Source organism: Candidatus Thiothrix putei, assembly GCA_029972225.1.
Taxonomy (GTDB): Bacteria; Pseudomonadota; Gammaproteobacteria; order Thiotrichales; family Thiotrichaceae; genus Thiothrix; species Thiothrix putei.
The window spans coordinates 2469517-2491498 of the sequence record CP124756.1 but is presented as its reverse complement, the minus strand read 5'-3'; the positions used below and the strand labels follow the sequence as shown (position 1 = coordinate 2491498).

Genomic DNA, 21982 nt, shown 5'->3' with positions numbered 1-21982 from the left:
TCAGAACATGAACAAAACAGTTATTCAGACCACTCATTTGGTCAAAACTATCCCCCAAGTTGGGCGTGAATTGCAAATTCTCCGGGGTGTGAGTCTCGCTATTGACATTGGGGAGTCGGTGGCGATTACTGGGTTGTCGGGGTCGGGTAAAAGCACCTTGTTAGGTTTATTGGCGGGCTTGGACTTGCCGACCAGTGGTACGGTGACGTTGTTTGGGCAAAACCTTGAGGGTTTGGATGAAGACCAGCGGGCGGCATTGCGTTTGGGGCGAGTCGGGTTTGTGTTCCAATCTTTCCATTTGCTGGAAAATCTGACGGCACTGGAAAATGTGATGTTGCCTTTGGAGTTGGGGGCGTCGGGGACTGACCGTACTCGTCTCGCAACGGAAGCCTTGCAACAAGTGGGGCTGGCGGAACGTTTGAGCCATTACCCGAATCAGCTTTCCGGTGGTGAGCAACAGCGGGTAGCGCTGGCGCGGGCGTTTGTGACACGCCCGCAAGTGCTGTTTGCCGATGAACCAACGGGCAATTTGGATCGGGAAACTGGTAAGGAAATCAGTGATCTGTTGTTTACATTGCAAGCACAGTTGCAAACCACCTTGGTGCTAGTGACACATGATGAAACGCTGGCGGCACGTTGCCAACAGCATTATCGGTTGGTCGAAGGGGCGTTGGTATGAGTTTGCTGTTCAGGCATTGGCAACAACGCTGGCGGATGCCGGAATTGCGGTTGTTGCTGCTGGCATTGATTGTGTCGGTCACGGTGGTGACTTCCGTCGGTTTTTTCAGCAGTCGCGTGGAAAATGCCATGCAAGCGCAAGCCCGGCAGTTGTTGGGTGGTGATTTGGTGCTAACGTCGGCACGTCCTTTAGACAAAGCTTATGTGCAACGGGCGCAAGCCTTAGGGTTGGAAACGGCAGAAACCGTGAGTTTCCCTAGCATGGCTTCCATCAGTGACAAGTTACAACTGACCCAATTGAAAGCGGTTTCCAGCGCTTACCCGTTGCGGGGTGATTTGAAAACAGCCGCTGCGCCGGATGCTGTGGAAGTGCTATCTACCGGGCAAATTCCGGCACGTGGGGAAATTTGGGCAGAAGCCCGTTTGTTCGCCGAACTGGAGGTGCAAGCGGGTGCAATGGTGACGCTGGGGCGTAGCACTTTTAAACTCACGCGCGTATTGACTCAAGAGCCTGACCGTAGCAGCAATTTATTCCAGCTTGCGCCGGTGGTGTTGATGAATGTGGACGATTTGCCCGCCACAGAATTGCTGTCACCTGCCAGTCGGGCGCGTTTCAACCAGTTGTTTGCAGGGCAAGTCAAACTGATTAAGCAGTTGCAGCAGGAACTGGAGCCGCAGTTAAAGTCGACGGAGCGGGTGCGTACCTTGGATGAAGATTTATCATCGGTGCAGCAAACCTTGCAACGTTCGGGGCGTTTTCTGGGGTTGGCGGCATTATTGAGCGTGGTATTGGCGGGTGCGGCAGTGGTGCTGACGTCGGCGAGTTTGATGCGGCGCGAATTGCCAGCGGTGGCGGTGTTAAAAGCGATGGGGATGTCACGGCGGCAAGTGCTGCTGGATCATGCGTTTTCGCTGCTGTTGACTGCGTTGCTGGCTGCGGCTATCGGTGTGGTGTTAGGTTTGGTGTTGCAATTGGGTTTGGCGGAATGGTTGAGCCGTTTTGTGGGTAAGGATTTGCCTGCGCCAAGCATGATGCCTGCGCTGAATGGCTTGTTGACGGCGGTGGTACTATTGCTGGGGTTTGCCTTGCCGCCGTTATTACGCTTAGTGAATACGTCGCCGATGCAAATTTTGCAGGGGGCATTGCAACGCCCACAGCAATCGTTGTGGTTGGTGGTGGGGTGTGTGGTGTTGGCGGTGTTTGGTTTGCTATGGCTGCAAGCGCGTGATGTGAAACTGGCGGGGTTGTTATTGGTAGGGCTGGTCGTTGGGATTGGTTTGTTTTGGGTATTGGCAGGGGCAGCGTTACGGCTGGCACAGCATCTGGGCAAGCGTGTTGGGGGCGGGTGGTTGCCTGCCTTGGGGCGGTCACAGCGGGCGGTATTGCTGGTGGTGGTGTTTGCAACGGGCTTGTTTGCGTTATTGTTACTGACAACGGTGCGTACTGATTTATTGGATCGGTGGCAGGAAACCTTGCCTGCGGATGCGCCCGATCATTTCTTGATTAATATTCAACCGGCTGAAGCCGCACCGTTACAAGGTTTTTTCAGCGAACACGGCGTGAAGGCGACGCTGTATCCCATGATTCGCGGGCGTTTGGTGGCAATCAATGATAAGCCGGTGAAGCCGGAAGATTATGAGGAGCAGCGGGCGCAACGTTTACTAGAACGTGAGTTTAACCTGTCGTCATTTGCTACTTTTCCTGCCAGCAATGCGTTGCTGGAAGGTCAGTGGTTTGATGGCAAGCAAAGCGGCTTGTCGATTGAGCAGGGGATTGGCGAAACCTTACAGTTTGGCATGGGCGATAAACTGACGTTTGATATTGCGGGGCAGCGTTTGAGCGATACTGTGACCAGTGTGCGCGAAGTGCGCTGGGACAGTATGCAGCCGAATTTCTTTGTGATTGCTGCACCCGGTAGTGTGACAACGATGCCGCAAACTTTGATTACCAGCATTCATTTGGGCGATAAAAAGCCACTGGTGACGGCGCTGATTCGCCAATTTCCTAGCGTTACCGCGATTGATGTGGGGGCGATTGTGAATGAAGTGCGTTCTTTGGTGGAACAGGTCAGTCTTGCGGTGCAGGGGATTTTTGTATTCACCTTGATTGCGGGTGTGGTGGTGTTGATTGCGGCGTTGCAGTCGCAAAAGGCGGAGCGGCGGCGCGAATTGGCTATTCTTAAATCGCTGGGGGCAGGGCGGGCATTATTGCAACGGCGGATTTGGGGTGAGTTCCTGTTGTTGGGGGCATTAGCTGGGGCATTGGCGGGATTATTGGCGTTAACGGCGGGAAATGTGTTGGCTTATTACCTGTTTGATCTGGATATGCATTTAAATCTGCTGCCATTGTTGCTGGGGACATTGCTGGGCAGTGTGCTGGTCGGGGTGGCGGGTTATTGGAATTTACGCGGGTTATTGCGGGTGTTGCCATTGTCATTGCTGAAAGCGTAAAGAGCTACAGCATCATATACCCCTCACTCTTCAGCGAGGGGCATAGGTGTTTACTGCACGCGGCAGCAGCCGGATACCACACGCTGGTTATTCAAGACCGCTGTGATGGCATACGGGTAATTCGTATTTGACATGCCGTCGCTGCAACTGCTGACTTTTTGCATGAATGCTTGGGTATTATTCGCACCAGCGATTCCGGCAATCACCGCGATGGTGGCGTTATTTGCCGACGTTTGGCGGAAAGTCACAGGTACGCTGTACTGTGGGCCATCCATCATATTCACGCTTAAATTGGTATCGGTCACGTCGATGCGCCAGAAGGGTTCGGTGCCACTGCACACCAAGGTATTACTCGCGGCTTTTGCGGGTGGTGGCGTGACATTAGACGGAACTTTGATTGGTGGCACGACAACCGCAGGTGGTGCAGCAGGCGCTGGCATTGGTGCAGGTGGCGCACTCGCTGCTTGGTCTTCCGGTAATAAATAGCGTTTGCTAACCCAGCCGCCTACGCCGTTCCAGTAAATTTTTGCCCAGACAGTGCTACCGACTTTTTTCTCTTCACCGGTGGTAACAATACCTTGGCCGTTATGTGGGATTCGACCGACAATGCTGTTATTAGTGCCAGCATTCGCCCGCATGTTTAAGAATTCACCTGCTGTCACACCAGTGACTACGTGCACATCCGTTGCCGCTTGTACGCTGGAAACGCTGAGTGCCAGCGCTAAGGCCAATGCTGAGAAAAATGAAGCTGCTTTCATGGTGTATTCCTACGATTTCTATTCATTAAAGTGCCCCTCGCGGGCATTACACCCACAATTTTAGTCTGTTTTCGCGAAAAGTTGTTTGGATTCAACAGAGCGGGGATAATAGCCCGTTTCCCCACGCTTTCACGACGGATAGAACGGACACAATGGCAGGCAAAATTTTTATCGAAACCCACGGATGCCAAATGAACGAGTACGATTCAGCCAAGATGCTGGACGTGCTGCATCATGCGCAGGGTATGGAACTCACTGATAACCCCGCAGAAGCCGATGTGCTGCTGATGAATACCTGTTCGATCCGCGAAAAAGCGCAGGAAAAAGTGTTCTCGCAATTGGGGCGCTGGAAAAAACTCAAAGATAAAAATCCCAATATTGTGATTGGTGTCGGCGGTTGTGTAGCGAGTCAAGAGGGTGAAGCCTTACGCCAACGCGCACCCGTGGTGGATGTGGTGTTTGGCCCGCAAACCTTGCACCGCTTGCCGGATATGATTCGCCAAGTACGCACCGAACACCATGCGGTGGTGGATATTTCCTTCCCCGAAATCGAAAAGTTCGACAATTTGCCCGAACCGCGTGCCGAAGGCCCGACGGCGTTTGTGTCGGTGATGGAGGGTTGCAGCAAATATTGCACCTTCTGTGTGGTGCCTTACACCCGTGGTGAAGAAATTTCCCGTCCCTTTGATGACGTGATTACTGAAGTCGTGCAACTCGCGGCGCAAGGGGTGCGTGAAGTCAATTTGCTGGGGCAAAACGTGAATGCGTATCGCGGCAAAATGCACGACGGTTCGATTGCTGATTTAGCGACCTTGATTACTTTCGTGGCAGCGGTCGATGGAATTGATCGCATCCGTTACACCACCTCACACCCTAATGAATTCAACGACAGTTTGATTGAGGTGTACGCGGATGTGCCGGAATTGGTCAGCCATTTACATTTGCCGGTGCAAAGCGGTTCTGACCGGATTTTGATGGCGATGAAGCGCAATCACATGGCGATTGAATACAAAGCCAAAATCCGCAAGTTACGCAAGATTCGCCCGGATTTGAGCTTGTCATCCGACTTTATTATTGGCTTCCCCGGTGAAACCGAGCAGGATTTTGCCGATACCATGAAGCTGATTGCAGAGATGAACTTCGATTTGAGTTTCAGCTTTATCTACAGCCAACGCCCCGGCACACCCGCCGCGAGCTTGCCGGATGATGTGCCGCAATCGGTGAAAAAAGACCGCTTGCAACACTTGCAAACCCGCATTCTGGCGCAAGCCAATGCCATCAGCGCAGCAATGGTGGGGACGGTGCAACGGGTATTGGTGGAACGCCCCTCCCGCAAACATGCGCAAATGGCAGGGCGTACCGAAAATAATCGTGTAGTGAATTTCGACGGGCAGGCGAATTTGATTGGTCGGTTTGTGGATGTCCGCATTACCGAAGCCCAACCGAATTCCCTGCGCGGTGAAATCGTCGCGGTGGAAAGTGAGGTTGGGCGGATGGTGATGGAAGCGGTTGCTTAGGGTGACAATCCGCCCGCAAATTCCGCATAGCCTTGCATGAATGCCAGTTTTTCCTGCGGAAGACTGACATTCACGCCTTCGCCCTGTAATTGTTCCAGCAGTGCTGCACCTTGGCTTAAAATGGTCAGCAATTGCACTTCGTCGAACATTTGCAGGGCTAATTGCAGCTCGTCCTTGTCGGCAGACAGCAGGGTGGGAACGAGTTCGTCGGGGTGAATCGGCGATTCGGGGTGTAACAAATCTGCCACTAATGGTGCATCCAGCAAGGCAAAATGGGCTTCACGCGCCGTTTCTTCCTGATCAAGCTCTAGGTGTGCGTGCGCATCATTGCCTGCACCTCGGCGCACGCTGGCCATCATAAAGCCTAGCAATTTGCGAATCGCGCCTTTCATGGCAGTGGTATCGCCGCCAACGCTGGAAGCGGCTTCATACGCCCGATCTAACCGGTCTTTGAGCTGCAAAATCACCTCACTCTCAACATTGCCAGTGAGCGAAGTCGTTTCTTCCAGCAAAGCGCGAAATTCGGTGTTGAAGGTTTGCAGGGCTTCGTGATCCAGCCGTTGCGCGTCGATGAGGTTGTCATCGTCCAGCGTGGGGGCGTTAGGGAATAGCGGGTTGCTGGCTTTGCGGAGTAAATGACGTTCGTGTGAACCGGGGTGTTCACTGGGTTTGATGATCATGGTGCAAACTATCCATTCTAAAAATGGTAGTGAATATCGCATACTGACCGACTAGCGGCAAATGACGCTAGCCAGCGCAGTAGAAATCGACTTATTTCTTATCGGTATTCATGCCAATCAATTTATAAGCTGGGCAGAAGTTCAGGTAGCCAGTGGCTAACAGCACAATCCCGATCAGCGTGAGCAAGATACCGCCCTTAAACACCAAGCCCCAAATCAGCAGAACAGCGCCTGCCCCGAAACGGATATTTCTATCCATGCTGCCAACGTTCTTTTCCATAAGACACCTCTTTCAGTAGTGAACACAAAAGACCAAATCCATGTTAGCATTCATCCATACCTATCTTAGCAAGAATCAAGCAGATTTCATGGAATTGCAAAAATATATACGTAAGATCACGGAAAACGGCTCATTTTCCACCGAAGAAATGACAGATGCGATGCGTACCATCATGACAGGTCAGGCGACTCCCGCGCAAATCGGTGGGTTTCTGATTGGCTTGCGGATGCGTGGTGAAACCGTTACCGAAATCAGTGCTGCTGCCAGTGTGATGCGCGAATTATCGACCCGCGTTGCTGTATCGCCGGAGCATTTGGTGGATACCTGTGGTACGGGCGGGGATTCGTCCGGCACGTTCAATATTTCCACCGCGAGTGCGTTTGTTGCCGCCACAGCGGGGGCGCGAGTGGCTAAGCATGGCAACCGTTCGATTTCCAGCAAATCCGGCAGTGCGGATGTGTTGGAGGCGGCTGGCGTGAATTTGAACATTACCCCTGAACAAGTGGCTGAGTGCATCAATACCTTAGGTGTGGGCTTTTTGTTTGCGCAAAAGCACCACAGTGCCATGGGTCATGCGAGTGCGCCACGCCGCGAGTTGGGTGTACGCACGATTTTCAACTTATTGGGGCCGATGTCGAATCCAGCGAATGCGCCCAACCAAGTCCTAGGCGTGTTTGACCAACATTGGGTACGCCCGATGGCGGAAGTGCTGAAAAATTTAGGCAGTAAACATGTCATGGTGGTACACGCCGCTGACGGTTTGGATGAAATCAGCACCGCTGCACTCACTTTCGTCGCAGAGTTGAAAGACGGCATGATCACCGAATATACCATCCAGCCCGAAGATGTAGGTTTGCAGCAATCCAGCCTCGACAGTGTGCGGGTGGAAACGGCGCAAGAGAGCCTGCAACTGATTCAGCGCGTGTTTGCCGGTGAGCAAGGCACCGCGCGTGATATTGTGTGCTTGAATGCGGGTGCGGCAATTTATGTGGCAGGTCTGGCGGATAGCCATGCGGCTGGTGTTGCTAAAGCCCAGCAAGTGCTGGATTCCGGTGCAGCCGCTGTGCGTTTGCAGCAATTGATTGACCTAACGAAAAGTTTTGATGCCTGATGAGTACTCCTGATATTTTGCAAAAAATCCTGCGCACCAAGCAGGAAGAAATCGCGGCACGTTCTGCCGTGCGTAGCTTGGCGCAATTGCAGGCAGAGGCGGCGAGTGCTTCGCCCGTGCGCGGTTTCGAGCAAGCCATGCGCAAACGTCTCGCGGCGGGTGAAGCGGCGGTGATTGCCGAAATCAAGAAAGCGTCGCCGAGCAAAGGCTTGATTCGTGCCGATTTCGACCCGCCTGCGATTGCGGCGAGTTACGAGCGCGGCGGTGCGGCGTGTTTGTCGGTGTTGACCGATGCGCACTATTTCCAAGGCAGCGAAAGCTATTTGCAAGCCGCACGTGCGGCGTGCCAACTGCCCGTTATTCGTAAAGATTTCATCGTTGATCGGTATCAGGTGTATGAAGCACGCGCCATCGGTGCAGATTGCATCCTGCTGATCGTGGCGGCATTGGCTGACGCACAGATGACGGATCTGTACGCGCTGGCAACGGAACTGGGCATGGATGCGCTGATTGAAGTGCATGACAAGGATGAACTTGGGCGTGCCTTGCGTCTCAATGCGCCACTGATCGGCATCAATAACCGCAATTTGCGGACGTTTGAAACGTCTCTGCAAACCACGATTGATCTGTTGCCTGACGTGCCGGAAAACGTGTTGCTGGTGACAGAGAGCAGCATCCATACCCCCGCCGATGTGCAACTGATGCGTGACCACGGCGTGAACGCCTTTCTGGTGGGCGAAGCCTTCATGCGGGCGGAAGATCCCGGCTCCGAACTCAAAAAACTGTTTTTCTAGCAAGCGAGTAAACACAACTTATGCTGGTACACCCTCAATTTGACCCCGTTGCGTTATCGCTGGGCCCGTTGCAAGTGCATTGGTACGGGCTAATGTACGTGATCGGTTTCCTCGGCTTTTTATTCATTGGCAAAATGCGGGCGAAAGAACCGCATAGCGTCATGACCGAAGATCGTGTGGATGACATGATGTTTTGGGGCGCGATTGGCGTGGTTGCCGGTGGGCGCATTGGTTACATGCTGTTTTACAACTTGAAAGGCTTCTTGTCTGACCCGATGTCGTTGTTCCAGATTTGGGATGGCGGCATGAGTTTCCACGGCGGTTTGCTGGGGGTGATTCTGGCGATGTTCTTGCTGGCGCGGCGTTGGAAGCTGAATTTCTTTCAAGTCAGTGATTTTGTTGCGCCACTTGTCCCCATCGGTTTGGGAGCGGGGCGTATCGGCAATTTCATTAATGGCGAATTGTGGGGCAGGGCGACGGATGTGCCGTGGGGTATGGTGTTTCCGCAAGTGGATAATATCGTGCGGCATCCGTCACAACTTTATCAGGCATTCCTCGAAGGTTTGGTGCTGTTCCTCGTGCTGAATTGGTTTCGGAAGCGTTCGCCGCCGGTGGGAGCAATTTCTGGCTTATTTCTTGTTGGTTATGGCATGGCGCGGATTATTGTGGAATTTGTGCGTGAACCGGATGCGCAGCTCGGCTACGTGGCGTGGGGCTGGGTCACGCAAGGGCAGGTGTTGAGTGTGCCGATGATTCTGCTCGGCGTGTTGTTTATGTGGTTTGCGTATAAAAAGGCGAAGGCATGAAGCAATACCTCGATTTAATGCGCCATGTGCGTGATCATGGTTTCGTCAAAGCCGATCGCACAGGAACGGGTACGGTATCCGTATTCGGCTATCAGATGCGTTTTGATTTGAGTGCTGGTTTTCCCGTTGTCACCACCAAAAAGTTGCATTTGCGCTCGATTATTCATGAGTTGCTGTGGTTTCTGAAGGGCGATACCAATATTCGTTACCTCAAGGATAATGGGGTTAGTATTTGGGATGAATGGGCGGATGAACGTGGTGAACTGGGGCCAGTTTACGGCTATCAGTGGCGCAACTGGCCGACTCCTGACGGGCGGCATATTGACCAAATTGCCCAAATTATCCAGCAATTGAAAACCAACCCGGATTCGCGCCGCATTATCGTCAGCGCGTGGAATGTGGCGGATGTGGATAATATGGCATTGCCACCATGCCACGCCTTTTTCCAGTTTTATGTGGCGGAAGGCAAGCTGTCGTGTCAGTTGTACCAGCGCAGCGCGGATATTTTCCTCGGTGTACCGTTCAATATTGCCTCCTACGCGTTGCTGACCATGATGGTGGCGCAAGTCACGGGGCTGCAACCCGGTGAATTTATTCACACGCTGGGGGATGCACATTTGTATTCCAATCATTTGGAGCAGGTGGAATTGCAACTGAGCCGTGAACCGTACCCACTGCCGCAGATGAAGTTGAACCCCGCAGTGACTGATTTGTTCGCATTTACTTATGATGACTTTGAATTGGTTGATTACGCCCACCATCCGCTGATTAAAGCACCAATAGCGGTTTGACTAGCGCCGCCCACTCACGCAAACTATTGGCATAATAATAGTGTGGATACGCTCAAGTTCCACACCCAGCCCACCGTTAATGGCAACCCATTCCACTCTTATCGAAGGTAGTTCCATGACCCGCTCAATCAAGAAACTTCTGGTCGCCAACCGTGGCGAAATTGCGATCCGTATCCTGCGTGCAGCAGCCGAACTCAAGCTGTGTACGGTTTCCATCTACACCTATGAAGACCGTTTTTCACCACACCGTTACAAGGCGGACGAAGCCTACCAGATCGGCAAAGACGACGAACCGCTCAAACCCTACCTCGATATTGAAGCCATTATTGAAACTGCCAAGCGCCATCATGTTGATGCGATTCACCCCGGTTACGGTTTTCTGTCCGAAAATGTGCGCTTTGCCCAGCGTTGTCGCGAAGAAGGCATTATTTTCGTGGGACCGACACCCGAAGCGATGCAGCGTTTAGGCGACAAAGTTGCCGCGAAAGAAAACGCCATCACTGCCGGACTGCCTGTCATCGAAGACAGCCGTGAACCGTTAGATACGCTGGACATCGCACGTCGCGAAGCCGACCGCATTGGCTATCCGCTGATGTTGAAAGCTGCGTCGGGTGGCGGTGGGCGCGGGATGCGCGTGTTGCGTGACCCGTCGCAGTTGGAGGGTGCGTACCACGATGCGCGTAACGAAGCGCTAAAAGCCTTCGGTGATGCTACCGTTTTCCTCGAAAAATACATCGACTCGCCCAAGCACATCGAAATTCAGATTTTGGGCGATACGCACGGCAATCTGGTGCATTTGTACGAACGCGATTGTTCCGTGCAACGCCGCTTTCAGAAAGTGGTCGAAGTTGCGCCCAGTACCAGTCTGAAAGATGAAACGCGCGAAAATCTGTACAAATACGCCCTAGCCATCACCCGTCACGTAGACTATTCGTGTGCGGGTACGGTTGAATTCTTGGTCGACAAAGACGAACGCATTTACTTCATCGAAGTGAACCCGCGTGTGCAAGTGGAACACACCATCACCGAAGAAATCACTGGCATCGACATTGTGCGTAGCCAGATTTTGATCGCAGGCGGTGCACGGTTGGATGACCCTGAAATCGGTATTCCCAACCAAGAATCAGTCGAATGCAACGGTTACGCGGTGCAGTGCCGCATTACCACCGAAGACCCTGAAAACGGTTTCAAACCCGATTACGGCACAATTATCGCGTACCGCAGCAGTGGCGGTTTCGGCGTGCGGCTGGATGCGGGTGCGGCTTACCCTGGTGCAAAAGTATCGCCGTTCTTCGATTCGATGTTGGTCAAAGTGACGACGTGGGGGCGCACGCTGGAAGGTGCTGCCAACCGCAACTTACGTGCCTTGCAGGAATTCCGCATCCGTGGCGTGAAAACCAATATCGGTTTCCTCGAAAATGTGTTGCAACATGAAGTATTTACCAGTGGCAAATGCGCGGTGACGTTCATCGACAACCACCCAGAACTGTTCCACACCGCGTTGCGCTTTGACCGTGGCACCAAAACGTTGAAATTCATCGGCAATGTGACCGTTAATGGCAACCCCGATGTGAAATACGTTGACCCTAATAAGCATTTCCGCAAGCCGATTATTCCCGATTTCGACAAATTAGGCGCATACCCGAAGGGCAGCAAAAACTTGCTGGACGAAATGGGTGCGGAAAAGTTCTGCCAATGGGTGAAAGACCAGCCGAATATTTTCTATACCGATACCACGCTACGTGATGCGCACCAGTCCTTGCTGGCGACCCGCGTGCGTACCGACGATATGATGAAAATTGCCGAAGGTTTGGCCAAGAATCACCCGCAATTGTTCTCGCTAGAATTGTGGGGTGGAGCGACGTTTGATGTGGCGATGCGCTTCTTGCACGAATGCCCGTGGGATCGTCTCAAGCTGTTGCGGGAAGCGATTCCTAACATCCTGTTCCAGATGCTGTTCCGTGGCTCGAATGCAGTGGGTTATACCGCCTACCCCGACAATGTGGTGGAAGCCTTCATCGAAAAGTCGTGGGAAAACGGTATCGACGTATTCCGTATTTTCGACTCGCTGAACTGGATTGAAGGGATGCGCAAGTCCATTCAGTGCGTGCGTGAGCGTACTGGCGGGATTGCGGAAGGCACGATTTGCTATACCGGCGATGTGTTGAACAAAGATCCGGCGAATAAGTTCAACTTGCAATACTACCTCGATTTGGCGAAGCAACTGGAAGATGCGGGGGCGCACATGCTGGCGGTCAAGGATATGGCAGGCGTGTTGAAGCCGTATGCGGCGACCACCTTGATTACGGCGTTGAAAGACACGGTGAGTATTCCAATTCATTTGCACACGCATGACACCGCCTCGATTCAATCCGCTACCTTGCTGAAAGCGATTGAAGCGGGTGTGGACATCGTGGACGGTTGCATGAGTTCCATGTCGGGGCTGACTTCACAGGTTAACCTGAACTCGCTGATTGCAGCGATGGAAGGACAGCCGCGTGAACAGCCGTACAACCTCAAGTCTTTGAATGCTTACGCGAATTACTGGGAAGACGTGCGCGAAATGTACTACCCGTTCGAGTCTGGCTTGAAGGCAGGGACGGCGGAAGTGTACAACCACGAAATTCCGGGTGGGCAATATTCCAACCTGCGCCCGCAAGCGATTGCGCTGGGATTGGAACATAAATTCGAGGAAGTGAAGGAAAACTACGCTGTTGTCAACCGCATGTTCGGCGACATCGTGAAAGTTACCCCATCGTCCAAAGTCGTCGGTGACATGGCGATTTACATGACTTCCAACGGCCTGACCGAGCAGGATGTGATGGAACGTGGGCGCACCTTGGCGTTCCCTGATTCCGTGATCGACTTGTTCAAAGGCGGCTTGGGACAAGTACCGGGCGGTTTCCCGAAAGACTTGAGTGACATCATCCTTAAAGGCGAAAAGCCGTACACGGGTCGTCCGAATGATCACTTGAAGCCGGTGGATTTGGAGGCGGCATTTGAAGCATTTAAGCAAGAGTTTGACCCTGAGCAAACGTTCCTCGATTTCCTGTCATTCACCATGTATCCGGCGGTATTCCGCGACTTTTACAAGCATCAGCAGGAATACGGCGAAATTAGCCATTTGCCGACTTCGCTGTTCTTCTATGGCTTGAAGCTGAACGAGGAAGTGCTGGTTGATTTGGGACGCGGTAAGGTACTGATTATCCGCTTGCTGTACCGTTCACCGACGGATGAGAACGGTATGTGTGGCGTGACGTTTGACTTCAATGGGCAAATCCGTGCGGTGCAAATCCGCGATTTGTCGGTGAAGCCGACTCGTGCTACCAATCAGAAAGCGGTTGACCCGAATGAAGTGGGTACGTCGTTGCAGGGCAAGCTCTCTGCCATCATGGTCAAGGCGGGTGATGAAGTGGAGCAGAATGCGCCGCTGTTTGTCATTGAGGCGATGAAGATGGAAACGACGATTACTGCGCCAGAAGCGGGTAAGGTGAAGAAAGTTCACTTGCAGGCTGGAGAATTGGTCGAGCAGGGTGATTTGGTCGTCGAATTCGAATAAATTTTAGGTGGCTCAATATGCGTTTCAGGGTCTTATCCCAGCAGCAGCGAAAGCAAGGAATGCAGTGCAGTTTTTCCCCGCTTTCTGATGTTGTGTAAAGACTCAAAGAACGCAAGGTAATACGGCAGTTTCTCTTGTGAGATACCCCGATGTGGGCGTAACCATGAGCGCAACAGTGACCAAAAACCTTCCATCGTGTTGACGTGAACCTCATGGAAACCGTCACCATCCTCGTCACGGGCATATTCACCTGAACCATGATTGACAGTTTTGTGGGCATAACCCCAAGCTTCCAACCGGCTGTAAATGTTGTACTCATCGGTGTACACCAGCGTACCGGCTGCCACCGTTTCCACAATCAACGGCTTGATCGTCGCCTGTTTCACATTCGCCAGCATACGGATCACCACCTCCCCGGAACGCTGGATCATGCCGAAGATGGGGGGGGTTGTCTTTCTCCAGTGTCCCACGCCCCGGTGCACCTTTCAGGGCGCGGCGGCGACCTTCACGCCCGGCATCCGCGACGGCTTCGGGGTTTCCCTTGTGTCCGGCCTTGACATAAACCTCATCAAATTCAACATTCCCAGACAGGTTTACTGGCGTTTTTTTTCTCGACACCGCGCCGTAACTGTTCCGTCATCGCCTGCGTATCATCCTTGTTCAACCCCAATTCGCGGGCGATTTGTTGGTTGGATAGGTTCAACGACATCAGGTAAAGACACAGCACCCACACCTTCAGCGGCTGATGGTGGCCTTCAAATACCGTCCCTGTCAGGTCATCAAAACGCTTTTGACAATCCTTACACTGGTAACGTTGGCGTTCCTGCTGGGTGTCATCCTTGCCTCGACGGATAGTGTCCTGTGAACCGCAGTGCGGACAAATCACCCCATTAGGCCAACGCAGGGAACGGACTTGCTCGAAACAGGCGGCATCACTGGTCAAGCTGGAAATACTGATGAGCGAGGTCATGAAGCCTCTCCTTGGCTATCGGAAATGGCTAACTTTACCGCTATCCATGACGTTTGCAATGCCGGGGAAAACAAGACCCTGAAACACATATTGAGCCACAACTGAAATGCCTGCAACACGAAGCCCAGCAGTTACGTGACTGGTTGGCAGACAACCCCAAAGACCGCCAAGGCGCCAAAGGCAGTATCCGCCTGTCCAACCGCACCGACAACGAATCGGCCAAAATGGCGACCAGCAAAGGCGTGGTGCAAGGTTATACCGGCGTAGCAGCCGTGGATTGCCACTACCAAATCATTGTCGAAGCCCAAGCCCACGGCACAGGGTCGGAGCAAGAACTGCTGATCCCGGTGGTCAATGCCACCGCTTCAATGCGTAAGCCCGAAACGGTGATCACCGCCGACAACGGCTACCACAGTGAAGCCAACCTCAAAGCCTTGGCAGATGCTGGAATTGATGCCTACATCCCTGACAAGGATTACCGCAAACGCGATGAACGCTATGCCGATCAGACGGTGCATCAGCAAAAACCTGACCCCTTAGGAACTGTCCCGAAATAACTTCCCTCTTTTCTGCTAACAGCGAAAGGGGGAAGATAGCCCCTTGTAATGCCAATCAACACCGAGGATGAGCCAATGGATGTTTACCCATCAGCCATAGAAAAACAAATGCAGCGGTTCTACCAATCGCTCAATGAGCGTGACCGCCGCCGCTACGCCGCCGTGGAAGCCGTCCGGCTTGGGCACGGGGGGCAGGACTACATTTCCCGGTTATTGGACTGTGACCCCAAAACCATCCGCCACGGGTTGACGGAGTTGGAATCGGAAGATGGCTTGCCCACCGTAAGGCAGCGAAAAAAAGGGGCGGGCGCAAACGGCTGAACGCTACGCACCTGCAATTGGATGAGCATTTTCGCCAAGTTTTAAAGGATCATACGGCAGGCGACCCCATGCGGGAGGCGGTGAAATGGACGAACCTGTCACGTCGGCAGATTGCCCGGCGGATGCAGGCATTGGGGACATCGGCTGGGAAAAACGTGGTGTCGCGCCTATTGCGGGAGCACGGCTACCGCCGCCGCAAGCCCCAGAAGAAACGCACCATGGGGCAACACGCTGACCGTAATGCCCAGTTTGAAAAGATTGCCCAACTCAAACAAACCTACCTGCAAGCAGGCAAACCCGTGATCAGCATTGACACCAAAAAGAAGGAACTGCTGGGCAACTTTTACCGTGAAGGGGTAACGGATGCCGTCGAACCCACGGAGGTCAATGACCATGACTTCCCCAGCTATGGCAATGGTCAGGTGATCCCCCACGGCATCTACGACCTTGCCCGCAACGAAGCGGCACTGCACCTGAACACCAGCCACGACACCACCGAGTTTGCCTGCGAAAGCCTTGGCTTATGGTGGCGTGAGCAAGGGAAACCCAACTACCCCGAAGCTGACGAGCTGTTGGTCTTATGTGACGGTGGTGGCAGCAACAGTTCCTCTGCGTACCTGTTCAAGCAAGACTTGCAGGCATTGGCGGACAGCCTGAACCTGACAATACGCATCGCCCACTACCCGCCCTATTGCTCCAAATACAACCCGATTGAACACCGACTGTTCCCCCATGTGACCCGTGCCTGCCGGGGTGTGCCGTTGGAAACGGTCGAAACCGCCAAACACTACATGGCAAAAACGGAAACCACCACTGGCTTGAAGGTCGCTGTCCGCATCATCAGTAAAGTTTTTGAAACCGGGCGCAAGTATACCCAAGCGTTCAAGGATAACATGACCATCCAGTTCGATGACTTCCTGCCAAAATGGAACTACTCCGCTGTCCCTCAGTCCCCCTGATTTCGGGAAGTTATTTCGGGACAGTTCCTTATCGAACAAATGCCCCAAGCCCAGCAAAGCCAAAACCTATAAACCTGCCGACTTCCAATTAGCCGCTGACCTTAGCCATTGTCTTTGCCCTGCGGGAAAACGCCTTTACCGTACTGGCAAGAATTGCACCCTGAATGGCTATGCTTCGGTACGTTTCCAAGGCGCGTTCCGTGACTGTGAACCCTGTACACAGCGTCCCCAATGCCTGAAAGACCCGGCAAAAACCCGCGCCCGGCAAGTGACGTTCCTGCAAGGCAAGCGCGATGACACCCCCAGCCACAGCGATTTGATGAAGCCCAAAATCGACTCTGACCTCGGCAAACGCATGATCACCCAACGCTTCGCCACCGTCGAACCGGTGTTTGGGAACTTGCGCGGCAACAAACGCCTGCACCGCTTCACCTTGCGCAGCAAAGCCAAAGTGGACGGGCAATGGAAACTGTTTTGCCTGATGCACAACCTCGAAAAGCTGGCTCATTACGGGTATGCCGCATGAAGGGGGAAATGATGCAGCCAAACACGCAAAAATCCACCGTATTGCCCGTATCAGGTGGCATTCAGGTCGTTATGGGGAAGCAGGAATTGGCAGCGGTGAAAAAATGACTGACCGGTCTGGATGGGATGATCAGATTCGGGTTTTTCTACACCCTCGTTGGCTGCACATAGATTCCTCACACACTTGACAAAATTCAGAAAAGAAAATACCGTCTAGTCTGTCTAGTTTACTCAACAGTCGTGACATTCCCCCAAAACCAAGCATGATGTTAGGCAGCAGCCTTACTGAACTGCTGTTTTAACACCTTGATTATGGGTATTTTCCCGCTGTTAGCGGTTCATGTTTGCCTATCATCGTCCTCATCGCCGTTGACGGCCGCGTTAATTCGCCACCAGAAGGCTTTGGGGGGAGAGCGCAGTAATTGCCGTGCCAGTAGTGGTGCTAAAATCTGTCGCACGGTGTTCTCGGAAGGCAATTCACGGGAACGGGTGCGCAAATACAAGACCTGCTGCTTCCAAAGCCCCTCATGGTACTTGAGGGAAAACAGTTGTAGCAAACCGGTGGCGATGCAGGCACACAACACAAAGGTTTCCATTGCCTGCCAGCAGGCCACCACCGTGGGGAGGTGCTGTGCTTGGGGGGCTTTGAGATGCCGATTGGCGGTAGGTCGCCGGGAATGGCGCGGCAGGTAACGGCTCCAGAAGTGGAAGCGGAATGCGCCCATGGTATTTTTCAGGGCATCAAACAAGGTTTCAATCCGGGTGCGTCGGCAGTACAGGGTGAGGATGGTTTCCGCGTCCAGCACCAAATCCGAACACATCAGCAGGATGGGGCCACGGGAAGTGACTGCCCAGACAAATTGCAGCGGCTGCCCTAACGGTTTCCACCACAGGGTATGGGACATCAGGCGTACCGACTCCTCCTTGCCATAAATGCACAGGGTCACTTCACGGAAAAAATCAGCATGGTCAAAGGCTTCCCACAACACCAGCTTCATCCCGTACTGGCGTTGCCGCCCACGCCTTCCCGGCGGTTTGGGTGGCGCAGGGAAGTAGGCCACATAGTTCTTTTTAGCGCGGGTGATGACCTGCACCAGTGGTTGTTGTAACGCCACCGACCAAACCGAGCGTGCCAGCCGGAACACCGAAGCCGTGGCAAAGAACGCATCCAGCACCAGCCACACCGGGCGGTCATTCACCTGCGCAAACGACAACGCCATCTGCACCACCCGTGTCCCCAGTTTGAGTGTCGGGTCGTTAGCATCCTCTTCCCCCAAATGCCGAAACCCCTGATGGATTTGCAAACTCAGCGGCAGGCAGAAACAGGCGGACAGGCTCCCCACCAACAACCCCACGGCTCCCCAACACTGCCCCCGGAAATAGTCCGGTTTGCTTTGGGTTTCCGAGGTTTCCCGCAAGGAAACGACCCCCGGCATCCGCCCACCATCCTTAACCACATGGGTATGGTCGCCCAGCACCACCAAACGCCCCGCCACCTCAACCAGCGGCGCATGGGACAACACCCACCGCTGCCAGCTCGCCCGTAACCGCTCAGGATGGTAAGACCCGGCACGAAAAAAATGGAGCAACCGATGGTAGCCCCGTTCATCCGATAACCAGTAACGGCACATCGACGTGACCCCGCTCATCTCGGTCGCCGCTAAAAAGCTCAGGATGATGGCGCAAAACAATAGCCATGCTCGCTGGCGCGAAAATTCACTTTTAAAGTGGTGAAGGTTCTGGTATAGATCAACTAGCATGATGTCCCTTGGATAATAGGTCGCTGGTAACGCCTACTCTAAGGGATTTCGTGCTGCTTGGGGGAATGGGGAGAACTTATGACTGTTGAGTAGTTTAATACGAGGTTAGAGCTATGGAAAAGAACATATGGCAACTCCAAGATGCAAAAAGCAAATTCAGTCAATTAGTCGATAGTGCAATACACCACAGACCTCAGTTTGTAACTAAGCATGGGAGTAATGCTGTTGTTATCATTTCATTTGAAGACTATATAAGATTTATTAAGCCAAAAGATGATTTGGTATCATTCTTCAGAAACTCGCCTCTGGCAGAAAGTGGGCTTGATTTCTCAAGAAATAAAGATATGCCCAGAGATATTGAACTATGAAGTACCTACTAGATACCTGTGTTATCTCTGAGGTAATAAAGAGAGAACCAAATAAAAATGTTATTTCTTGGTTACAAGCCCAAGATGAGGATGATTTATTTTTAAGCATATTGACGTTTGGTGAAATACAGAAAGGCATTCAAAAAGATTCAGATCAAAATAGAAAGAAGAAATGTAACTACTCAGTCTATCCAAAAACCGCTCTGAGAGACTCAAACGGATTTCGCCCCTGAATCTTGTCGGTTTCCCACACGGAACGGATAACACAAAAAGCCTCCGCACCGCCCATTGCGCGGAATCCACCCGCCACCTTGAGTTTAACTTTGACGGGTCGAACGGCTCGTTCAGCCAGATTGTTGTCAAACGGTACATCAAACCGCTGAATGAACTGCAACACCGAATCCTTGAAGTCACGTAGACGGCATAACAAGTTTCTGGCGGGGTCTTGTTTGGCTTTGCCTTGTTTAGGGTTGATTTTAGGTTGTTCAGGGAAAATCAACAGTCCGTGATTCACCCATTGGTCATAACGTTGCTTGAGTTCAGTCATTTGCTCCAGCGACAATGCCGTTTGTTGCGCGTCTTTTGCTTCAGCCACTGCGGTCTTAGCATCAATCAAGACCTGTTTGAGTTGTGCAGGCCATTGATGTTTGAGGGTTTCATCAAAGTAGTTCAACTCCCGCAGCAGATGCGCCCCACAAAGGCTGTGTACCACCTGATCAAAGCGGAAATACGGTTTCCAATGGTCATGAACCGCAACGCCTTGGAATACCGGCAGGATTCCCGCCGCTGTCATGGCCTCGTATCCGCGCCGTGCATGGGCAGTGTAGTAAACGGCTTCGGGTGTTGCGGCTACATGCAACCATTGGGTTTTGCCTTGCGCCCGCATTCCGCTTTCATCAAAGTGAGCCACGTCGCTGCTACTAATGGTGTTCTGAATAGCTGTATAAGTGGCCGTCAGGTTTTCACTCGCCTGACCGATCCAGTGCTGCACACTGCCATCGGAAGGCTTAACACCGTATTGGTCGAATACAATCTCGCTTGCCCGTGACAGCGAAATGAAATGACCTTGTACCAAACCCACCGTATAGGCCTTTAAACGTGCGCCGTAACTGATGTAAGGGGCGAGTGTTGCCGGGAATTCGCCTTTATGAACCTTGCCACAACCACACGTGCAAATCAGTTGGCGGTGTTCCGTGACCACGATTTGGGGTTTGGGAATGTCCCACTGTTGCCGACATTCACCTGTCTCAATCAGGGCTTCGGTTAGCGGCAAACCACAGTCGCAATGCCCGGCAACACCGTAATATTCCACGTGATCGGGTGATGGGTGCATCACGAGGCTATGCCCTTTATGACCTAGCTGACCACCTTTTGGGCGTTGTCCAAGCTGACGCGGCTGTGCGGGTTGGCGTTTCAGTCCATCCGATGACGGGGGGTGTGAACAAAAGTGCGGTAAACCTCATGCCGCCTCAGCGGTGTTTCGCCAATAATGCTTCCATTGCTGGTTTCCCCGCATGACCCTCAACGCCAACATATCCGCCGCATTATCACTTTTCCACCATGCCCCCGATTTTTTTAAGCGTTGCTGGATGATGTAACGGTGTGCACTTTCTATTTCGCCCGACCCCACGGGCAATCCGAGGGATTTTGCTGTCGGGTAATCCAGTTGCTCAATGCGGTTGCTCAGGTAACGGTGACAAGCTCGTACTGGGGCGTTACTGTCTTCTACCGTTTCTGCTTCGAGGAAAGGTTTCAGTGTGTCGATGACCGCTTGAGCTTGACCATCCTGTAGGGCTTTTTTCTGTTTGGCAAACCATTTATCCTTGTCCTTGAGGCATGAACAGCTTGCGGATGCTGCTGATAGGTATTCACAAACATGATAAAAATCAATCAGGTAATGTCCTTGTGTGCCAAATTGTTCATCCACTTGACGGTTGATCCAGCTTGCCCCATCACCCACTGCATGGAGGAACGTGCTTTTTCCAAATCCAGCACGGCAGGCGGTGTCGAATAAGATTTTTCCAGCATCTTCTACCGTGCCACCGAATATTGCGCCAAACGTTGGCGTAGCACTGCCTTTGGCGTGGGCAAGACACAGGCGGGCTTCTTTCCAGCTTTCCTTTTTGCCTTTGCGCTTGTCGGGGGCTGTTTCGTCAATCTCGACGATGGGGATCATGCTGCCGTCCATTTCGGCAATGACATAGGCTTTTCCCAACGTGCTTGGATAGTCTTTTATCAACACTTGGGATTCATGGATGCGTTTGGCGTGACCTTCGGTGATGTGTCGGATGCTGCTGGATGCCAGCCGTATCCCGTAATGTTCTTCTAATTTATCAGGCACTTGAGCAAATGAACAGTCCGCCCCAAAGTCCGTCACCGCCCGTTGCAGCGGGAGCGAACAGCCTCGGCAAACAACCTCGGCACTCTGGCTAAAGGGGCGGACACGCTTGCCGGGAATCCGGTAGACCGGTTCGCTTATGTGGATTTTTCCGTAGGTCGTGTGCCAATGACAGTTTTTTTTCCACTCTTTACATACTTCCCAATGCCTTCTTCACAGGCTGGGGCTGTGCATTTTTCTACACGTTTGTTTGCCCATGCAGTGATCGCATCATTTCCCATTTGGCGCAGTTCTTCTATCACCCGCTGTTCGGCGTCTGCTGCTTTGATAATGTCATCACCGGCATTTTCAACCACCTCGATTAGCCCTTCCATCCGAGCTTTTAATGCTGGGTTGCGGTTCAAGGCTTCTAAAAGTTTTTGGTCGCGGGAGCTAACTGTCAACATGGGAAAGTCCTTTTTCTCTGGTTTTAGGGGATGCCATCTTAGTCTACAGGACACCGCACTTTTGTTCACACCCGATGACGGGGGCTTGTGTGAATTTTTACTGTTTTTGTTGAGCTGTGCTTCCAGCTCATTCACGCGGGCGGTCAACTGATCAATACGGTCAAACAGCGTCAACACTAACTCCACCAATTCGGCGTGGCTTAACTGCTGGAGACTTTCTCGTGTTGGGCGGGGTAGCTGGTTCATACCGATAGTGTAGCTGATTTTTTAGGAGACTGAGTAGTTACGAAGAAATTAAAAATATGGGTCGAAG

General features: G+C 52.6%; 19 protein-coding genes and 3 pseudogenes. 13 read left to right on the top strand and 9 right to left on the bottom strand.

Going from position 1 to position 21982, the window contains the following annotated elements; translation table 11 throughout:
• The first annotated feature begins 7 nt into the window (after positions 1–7).
• Positions 8–679, top strand: a complete 672-nt coding sequence (locus QJT81_12795) for an ATP-binding cassette domain-containing protein (GenBank protein WGZ92730.1) — start codon at positions 8–10, stop codon at positions 677–679.
• Positions 676–3129, top strand: coding sequence for an FtsX-like permease family protein (locus QJT81_12790; protein ID WGZ92729.1), 2454 nt, complete (start codon positions 676–678; stop codon positions 3127–3129). Before QJT81_12795 ends, QJT81_12790 begins: the two co-directional genes overlap by 4 nt.
• 50 nt (positions 3130–3179) lie before the next feature.
• Here the strand turns inward: QJT81_12790 and QJT81_12785 are convergent, their stop codons facing one another.
• A complete protein-coding gene (locus tag QJT81_12785; GenBank protein WGZ92728.1) occupies positions 3180–3887 on the bottom strand; it encodes an SH3 domain-containing protein in 708 nt (235 codons plus the stop codon).
• 152 nt (positions 3888–4039) lie between these two features.
• On the opposite strand from QJT81_12785, the gene miaB reads away from it, so the two are divergent.
• Positions 4040–5404 carry a tRNA (N6-isopentenyl adenosine(37)-C2)-methylthiotransferase MiaB gene (miaB, locus tag QJT81_12780; GenBank protein WGZ92727.1) on the top strand — a complete coding sequence of 455 codons (1365 nt, stop codon included), beginning with the start codon at positions 4040–4042 and terminating at the stop codon, positions 5402–5404.
• Here the strand turns inward: miaB and QJT81_12775 are convergent.
• Together QJT81_12775 and QJT81_12770 are read right to left on the bottom strand one after the other, a co-directional pair.
• Positions 5401–6084: a hypothetical protein gene (locus QJT81_12775; protein ID WGZ92726.1), complete on the bottom strand. Its 684-nt coding sequence runs from the start codon at positions 6082–6084 to the stop codon at positions 5401–5403. The genes miaB and QJT81_12775 overlap by 4 nt on opposite strands.
• Positions 6085–6175: 91 nt before the next feature.
• A complete protein-coding gene (locus tag QJT81_12770) occupies positions 6176–6364 on the bottom strand; it encodes a DUF2892 domain-containing protein (protein ID WGZ92725.1) in 189 nt (62 codons plus the stop codon).
• Positions 6365–6452: 88 nt separating this feature from the next.
• Between QJT81_12770 and trpD the strand changes: the two genes are divergently transcribed.
• From trpD to QJT81_12745, 5 genes are all read left to right on the top strand, one after another.
• Positions 6453–7475 carry an anthranilate phosphoribosyltransferase gene (trpD, locus tag QJT81_12765; GenBank protein WGZ92724.1) on the top strand — a complete coding sequence of 341 codons (1023 nt, stop codon included), beginning with the start codon at positions 6453–6455 and terminating at the stop codon, positions 7473–7475.
• A complete protein-coding gene (gene trpC / locus QJT81_12760; GenBank protein ID WGZ92723.1) occupies positions 7475–8269 on the top strand; it encodes an indole-3-glycerol phosphate synthase TrpC in 795 nt (264 codons plus the stop codon). Before trpD ends, trpC begins: the two co-directional genes overlap by 1 nt.
• Positions 8270–8289: 20 nt before the next feature.
• The gene (gene lgt, locus QJT81_12755) at positions 8290–9075 is read left to right on the top strand and encodes a prolipoprotein diacylglyceryl transferase (protein ID WGZ92722.1); all 786 of its coding nucleotides are present in this window, start codon (positions 8290–8292) and stop codon (positions 9073–9075) included.
• Entirely contained in the window at positions 9072–9866 is a 795-nt protein-coding gene (locus QJT81_12750) for a thymidylate synthase (GenBank protein ID WGZ92721.1), read from the top strand. The genes lgt and QJT81_12750 overlap by 4 nt, the downstream gene beginning before the upstream one ends.
• Positions 9867–9981: 115 nt before the next feature.
• Entirely contained in the window at positions 9982–13425 is a 3444-nt protein-coding gene (locus QJT81_12745; GenBank protein WGZ92720.1) for a pyruvate carboxylase, read from the top strand.
• A 101-nt stretch (positions 13426–13526) separates the two neighbouring features.
• Here QJT81_12745 and QJT81_12740 read toward each other — a convergent pair.
• Positions 13527–13823 (bottom strand): annotated as a pseudogene (locus QJT81_12740) (transposase).
• 176 nt (positions 13824–13999) lie between these two features.
• Positions 14000–14395, bottom strand: coding sequence for a transposase (locus tag QJT81_12735; GenBank protein WGZ92719.1), 396 nt, complete (start codon positions 14393–14395; stop codon positions 14000–14002).
• A gap of 53 nt (positions 14396–14448) precedes the next feature.
• Here QJT81_12735 and QJT81_12730 point away from each other — a divergent pair, with 53 nt between their 5' ends.
• From QJT81_12730 to QJT81_12715, 4 genes are read left to right on the top strand one after another with little or no spacing between them, the layout of a single operon-like run.
• Entirely contained in the window at positions 14449–14952 is a 504-nt protein-coding gene (locus QJT81_12730) for a transposase (GenBank protein WGZ92718.1), read from the top strand.
• A gap of 48 nt (positions 14953–15000) precedes the next feature.
• On the top strand, positions 15001–15273 hold the full coding sequence (locus QJT81_12725) for a hypothetical protein (protein WGZ92717.1): 273 nt from the start codon (positions 15001–15003) through the stop codon (positions 15271–15273).
• Positions 15274–15290: 17 nt separating this feature from the next.
• Positions 15291–16232 (top strand): ISAzo13 family transposase, encoded by a 942-nt coding sequence (locus QJT81_12720; protein ID WGZ92716.1) that lies wholly within the window; start codon positions 15291–15293, stop codon positions 16230–16232.
• Entirely contained in the window at positions 16183–16758 is a 576-nt protein-coding gene (locus tag QJT81_12715) for a transposase (protein WGZ92715.1), read from the top strand. Before QJT81_12720 ends, QJT81_12715 begins: the two co-directional genes overlap by 50 nt.
• Positions 16759–17095: 337 nt before the next feature.
• Here QJT81_12715 and QJT81_12710 read toward each other — a convergent pair whose 3' ends face one another.
• Positions 17096–18517 carry a transposase gene (locus QJT81_12710; GenBank protein ID WGZ92714.1) on the bottom strand — a complete coding sequence of 474 codons (1422 nt, stop codon included), beginning with the start codon at positions 18515–18517 and terminating at the stop codon, positions 17096–17098.
• A gap of 113 nt (positions 18518–18630) precedes the next feature.
• Here QJT81_12710 and QJT81_12705 point away from each other — a divergent pair, with 113 nt between their 5' ends.
• On the top strand, positions 18631–18885 hold the full coding sequence (locus tag QJT81_12705) for a type II toxin-antitoxin system Phd/YefM family antitoxin (GenBank protein ID WGZ92713.1): 255 nt from the start codon (positions 18631–18633) through the stop codon (positions 18883–18885).
• A 187-nt stretch (positions 18886–19072) separates the two neighbouring features.
• On the opposite strand, the gene QJT81_12700 is transcribed toward QJT81_12705, so the two are convergent.
• The 3 genes and pseudogenes from QJT81_12700 to QJT81_12690 form a co-directional block, all read right to left on the bottom strand.
• The gene (locus QJT81_12700) at positions 19073–20218 is read right to left on the bottom strand and encodes an IS66 family transposase (GenBank protein ID WGZ96482.1); all 1146 of its coding nucleotides are present in this window, start codon (positions 20216–20218) and stop codon (positions 19073–19075) included.
• A gap of 126 nt (positions 20219–20344) precedes the next feature.
• A pseudogene (locus QJT81_12695) lies at positions 20345–21669 on the bottom strand (UPF0236 family protein).
• A 66-nt stretch (positions 21670–21735) separates the two neighbouring features.
• Positions 21736–21915: pseudogene (locus QJT81_12690) on the bottom strand (DUF6444 domain-containing protein).
• Positions 21916–21982 lie beyond the last annotated feature (67 nt).

What these genes read in the sequence shown, in the direction of transcription:
- QJT81_12710 (WGZ92714.1), bottom strand. Translation starts at nt 18,517, where the DNA reads ATGCTAGTTGATCTATACCAGAACCTTCACCACTTTAAAAGTGAATTT.
- QJT81_12725 (WGZ92717.1), top strand. Translation starts at nt 15,001, where the DNA reads ATGCCAATCAACACCGAGGATGAGCCAATGGATGTTTACCCATCAGCC.
- QJT81_12735 (WGZ92719.1), bottom strand. Translation starts at nt 14,395, where the DNA reads ATGACCTCGCTCATCAGTATTTCCAGCTTGACCAGTGATGCCGCCTGT.
- lgt (WGZ92722.1), top strand. Translation starts at nt 8,290, where the DNA reads ATGCTGGTACACCCTCAATTTGACCCCGTTGCGTTATCGCTGGGCCCG.
- QJT81_12785 (WGZ92728.1), bottom strand. Translation starts at nt 3,887, where the DNA reads ATGAAAGCAGCTTCATTTTTCTCAGCATTGGCCTTAGCGCTGGCACTC.
- QJT81_12775 (WGZ92726.1), bottom strand. Translation starts at nt 6,084, where the DNA reads ATGATCATCAAACCCAGTGAACACCCCGGTTCACACGAACGTCATTTA.
- QJT81_12790 (WGZ92729.1), top strand. Translation starts at nt 676, where the DNA reads ATGAGTTTGCTGTTCAGGCATTGGCAACAACGCTGGCGGATGCCGGAA.
- QJT81_12715 (WGZ92715.1), top strand. Translation starts at nt 16,183, where the DNA reads ATGACTTCCTGCCAAAATGGAACTACTCCGCTGTCCCTCAGTCCCCCT.
- QJT81_12795 (WGZ92730.1), top strand. Translation starts at nt 8, where the DNA reads ATGAACAAAACAGTTATTCAGACCACTCATTTGGTCAAAACTATCCCC.
- trpD (WGZ92724.1), top strand. Translation starts at nt 6,453, where the DNA reads ATGGAATTGCAAAAATATATACGTAAGATCACGGAAAACGGCTCATTT.
- QJT81_12770 (WGZ92725.1), bottom strand. Translation starts at nt 6,364, where the DNA reads ATGGAAAAGAACGTTGGCAGCATGGATAGAAATATCCGTTTCGGGGCA.
- miaB (WGZ92727.1), top strand. Translation starts at nt 4,040, where the DNA reads ATGGCAGGCAAAATTTTTATCGAAACCCACGGATGCCAAATGAACGAG.
- QJT81_12705 (WGZ92713.1), top strand. Translation starts at nt 18,631, where the DNA reads ATGGAAAAGAACATATGGCAACTCCAAGATGCAAAAAGCAAATTCAGT.
- QJT81_12750 (WGZ92721.1), top strand. Translation starts at nt 9,072, where the DNA reads ATGAAGCAATACCTCGATTTAATGCGCCATGTGCGTGATCATGGTTTC.
- QJT81_12700 (WGZ96482.1), bottom strand. Translation starts at nt 20,218, where the DNA reads ATGCACCCATCACCCGATCACGTGGAATATTACGGTGTTGCCGGGCAT.
- QJT81_12745 (WGZ92720.1), top strand. Translation starts at nt 9,982, where the DNA reads ATGACCCGCTCAATCAAGAAACTTCTGGTCGCCAACCGTGGCGAAATT.
- trpC (WGZ92723.1), top strand. Translation starts at nt 7,475, where the DNA reads ATGAGTACTCCTGATATTTTGCAAAAAATCCTGCGCACCAAGCAGGAA.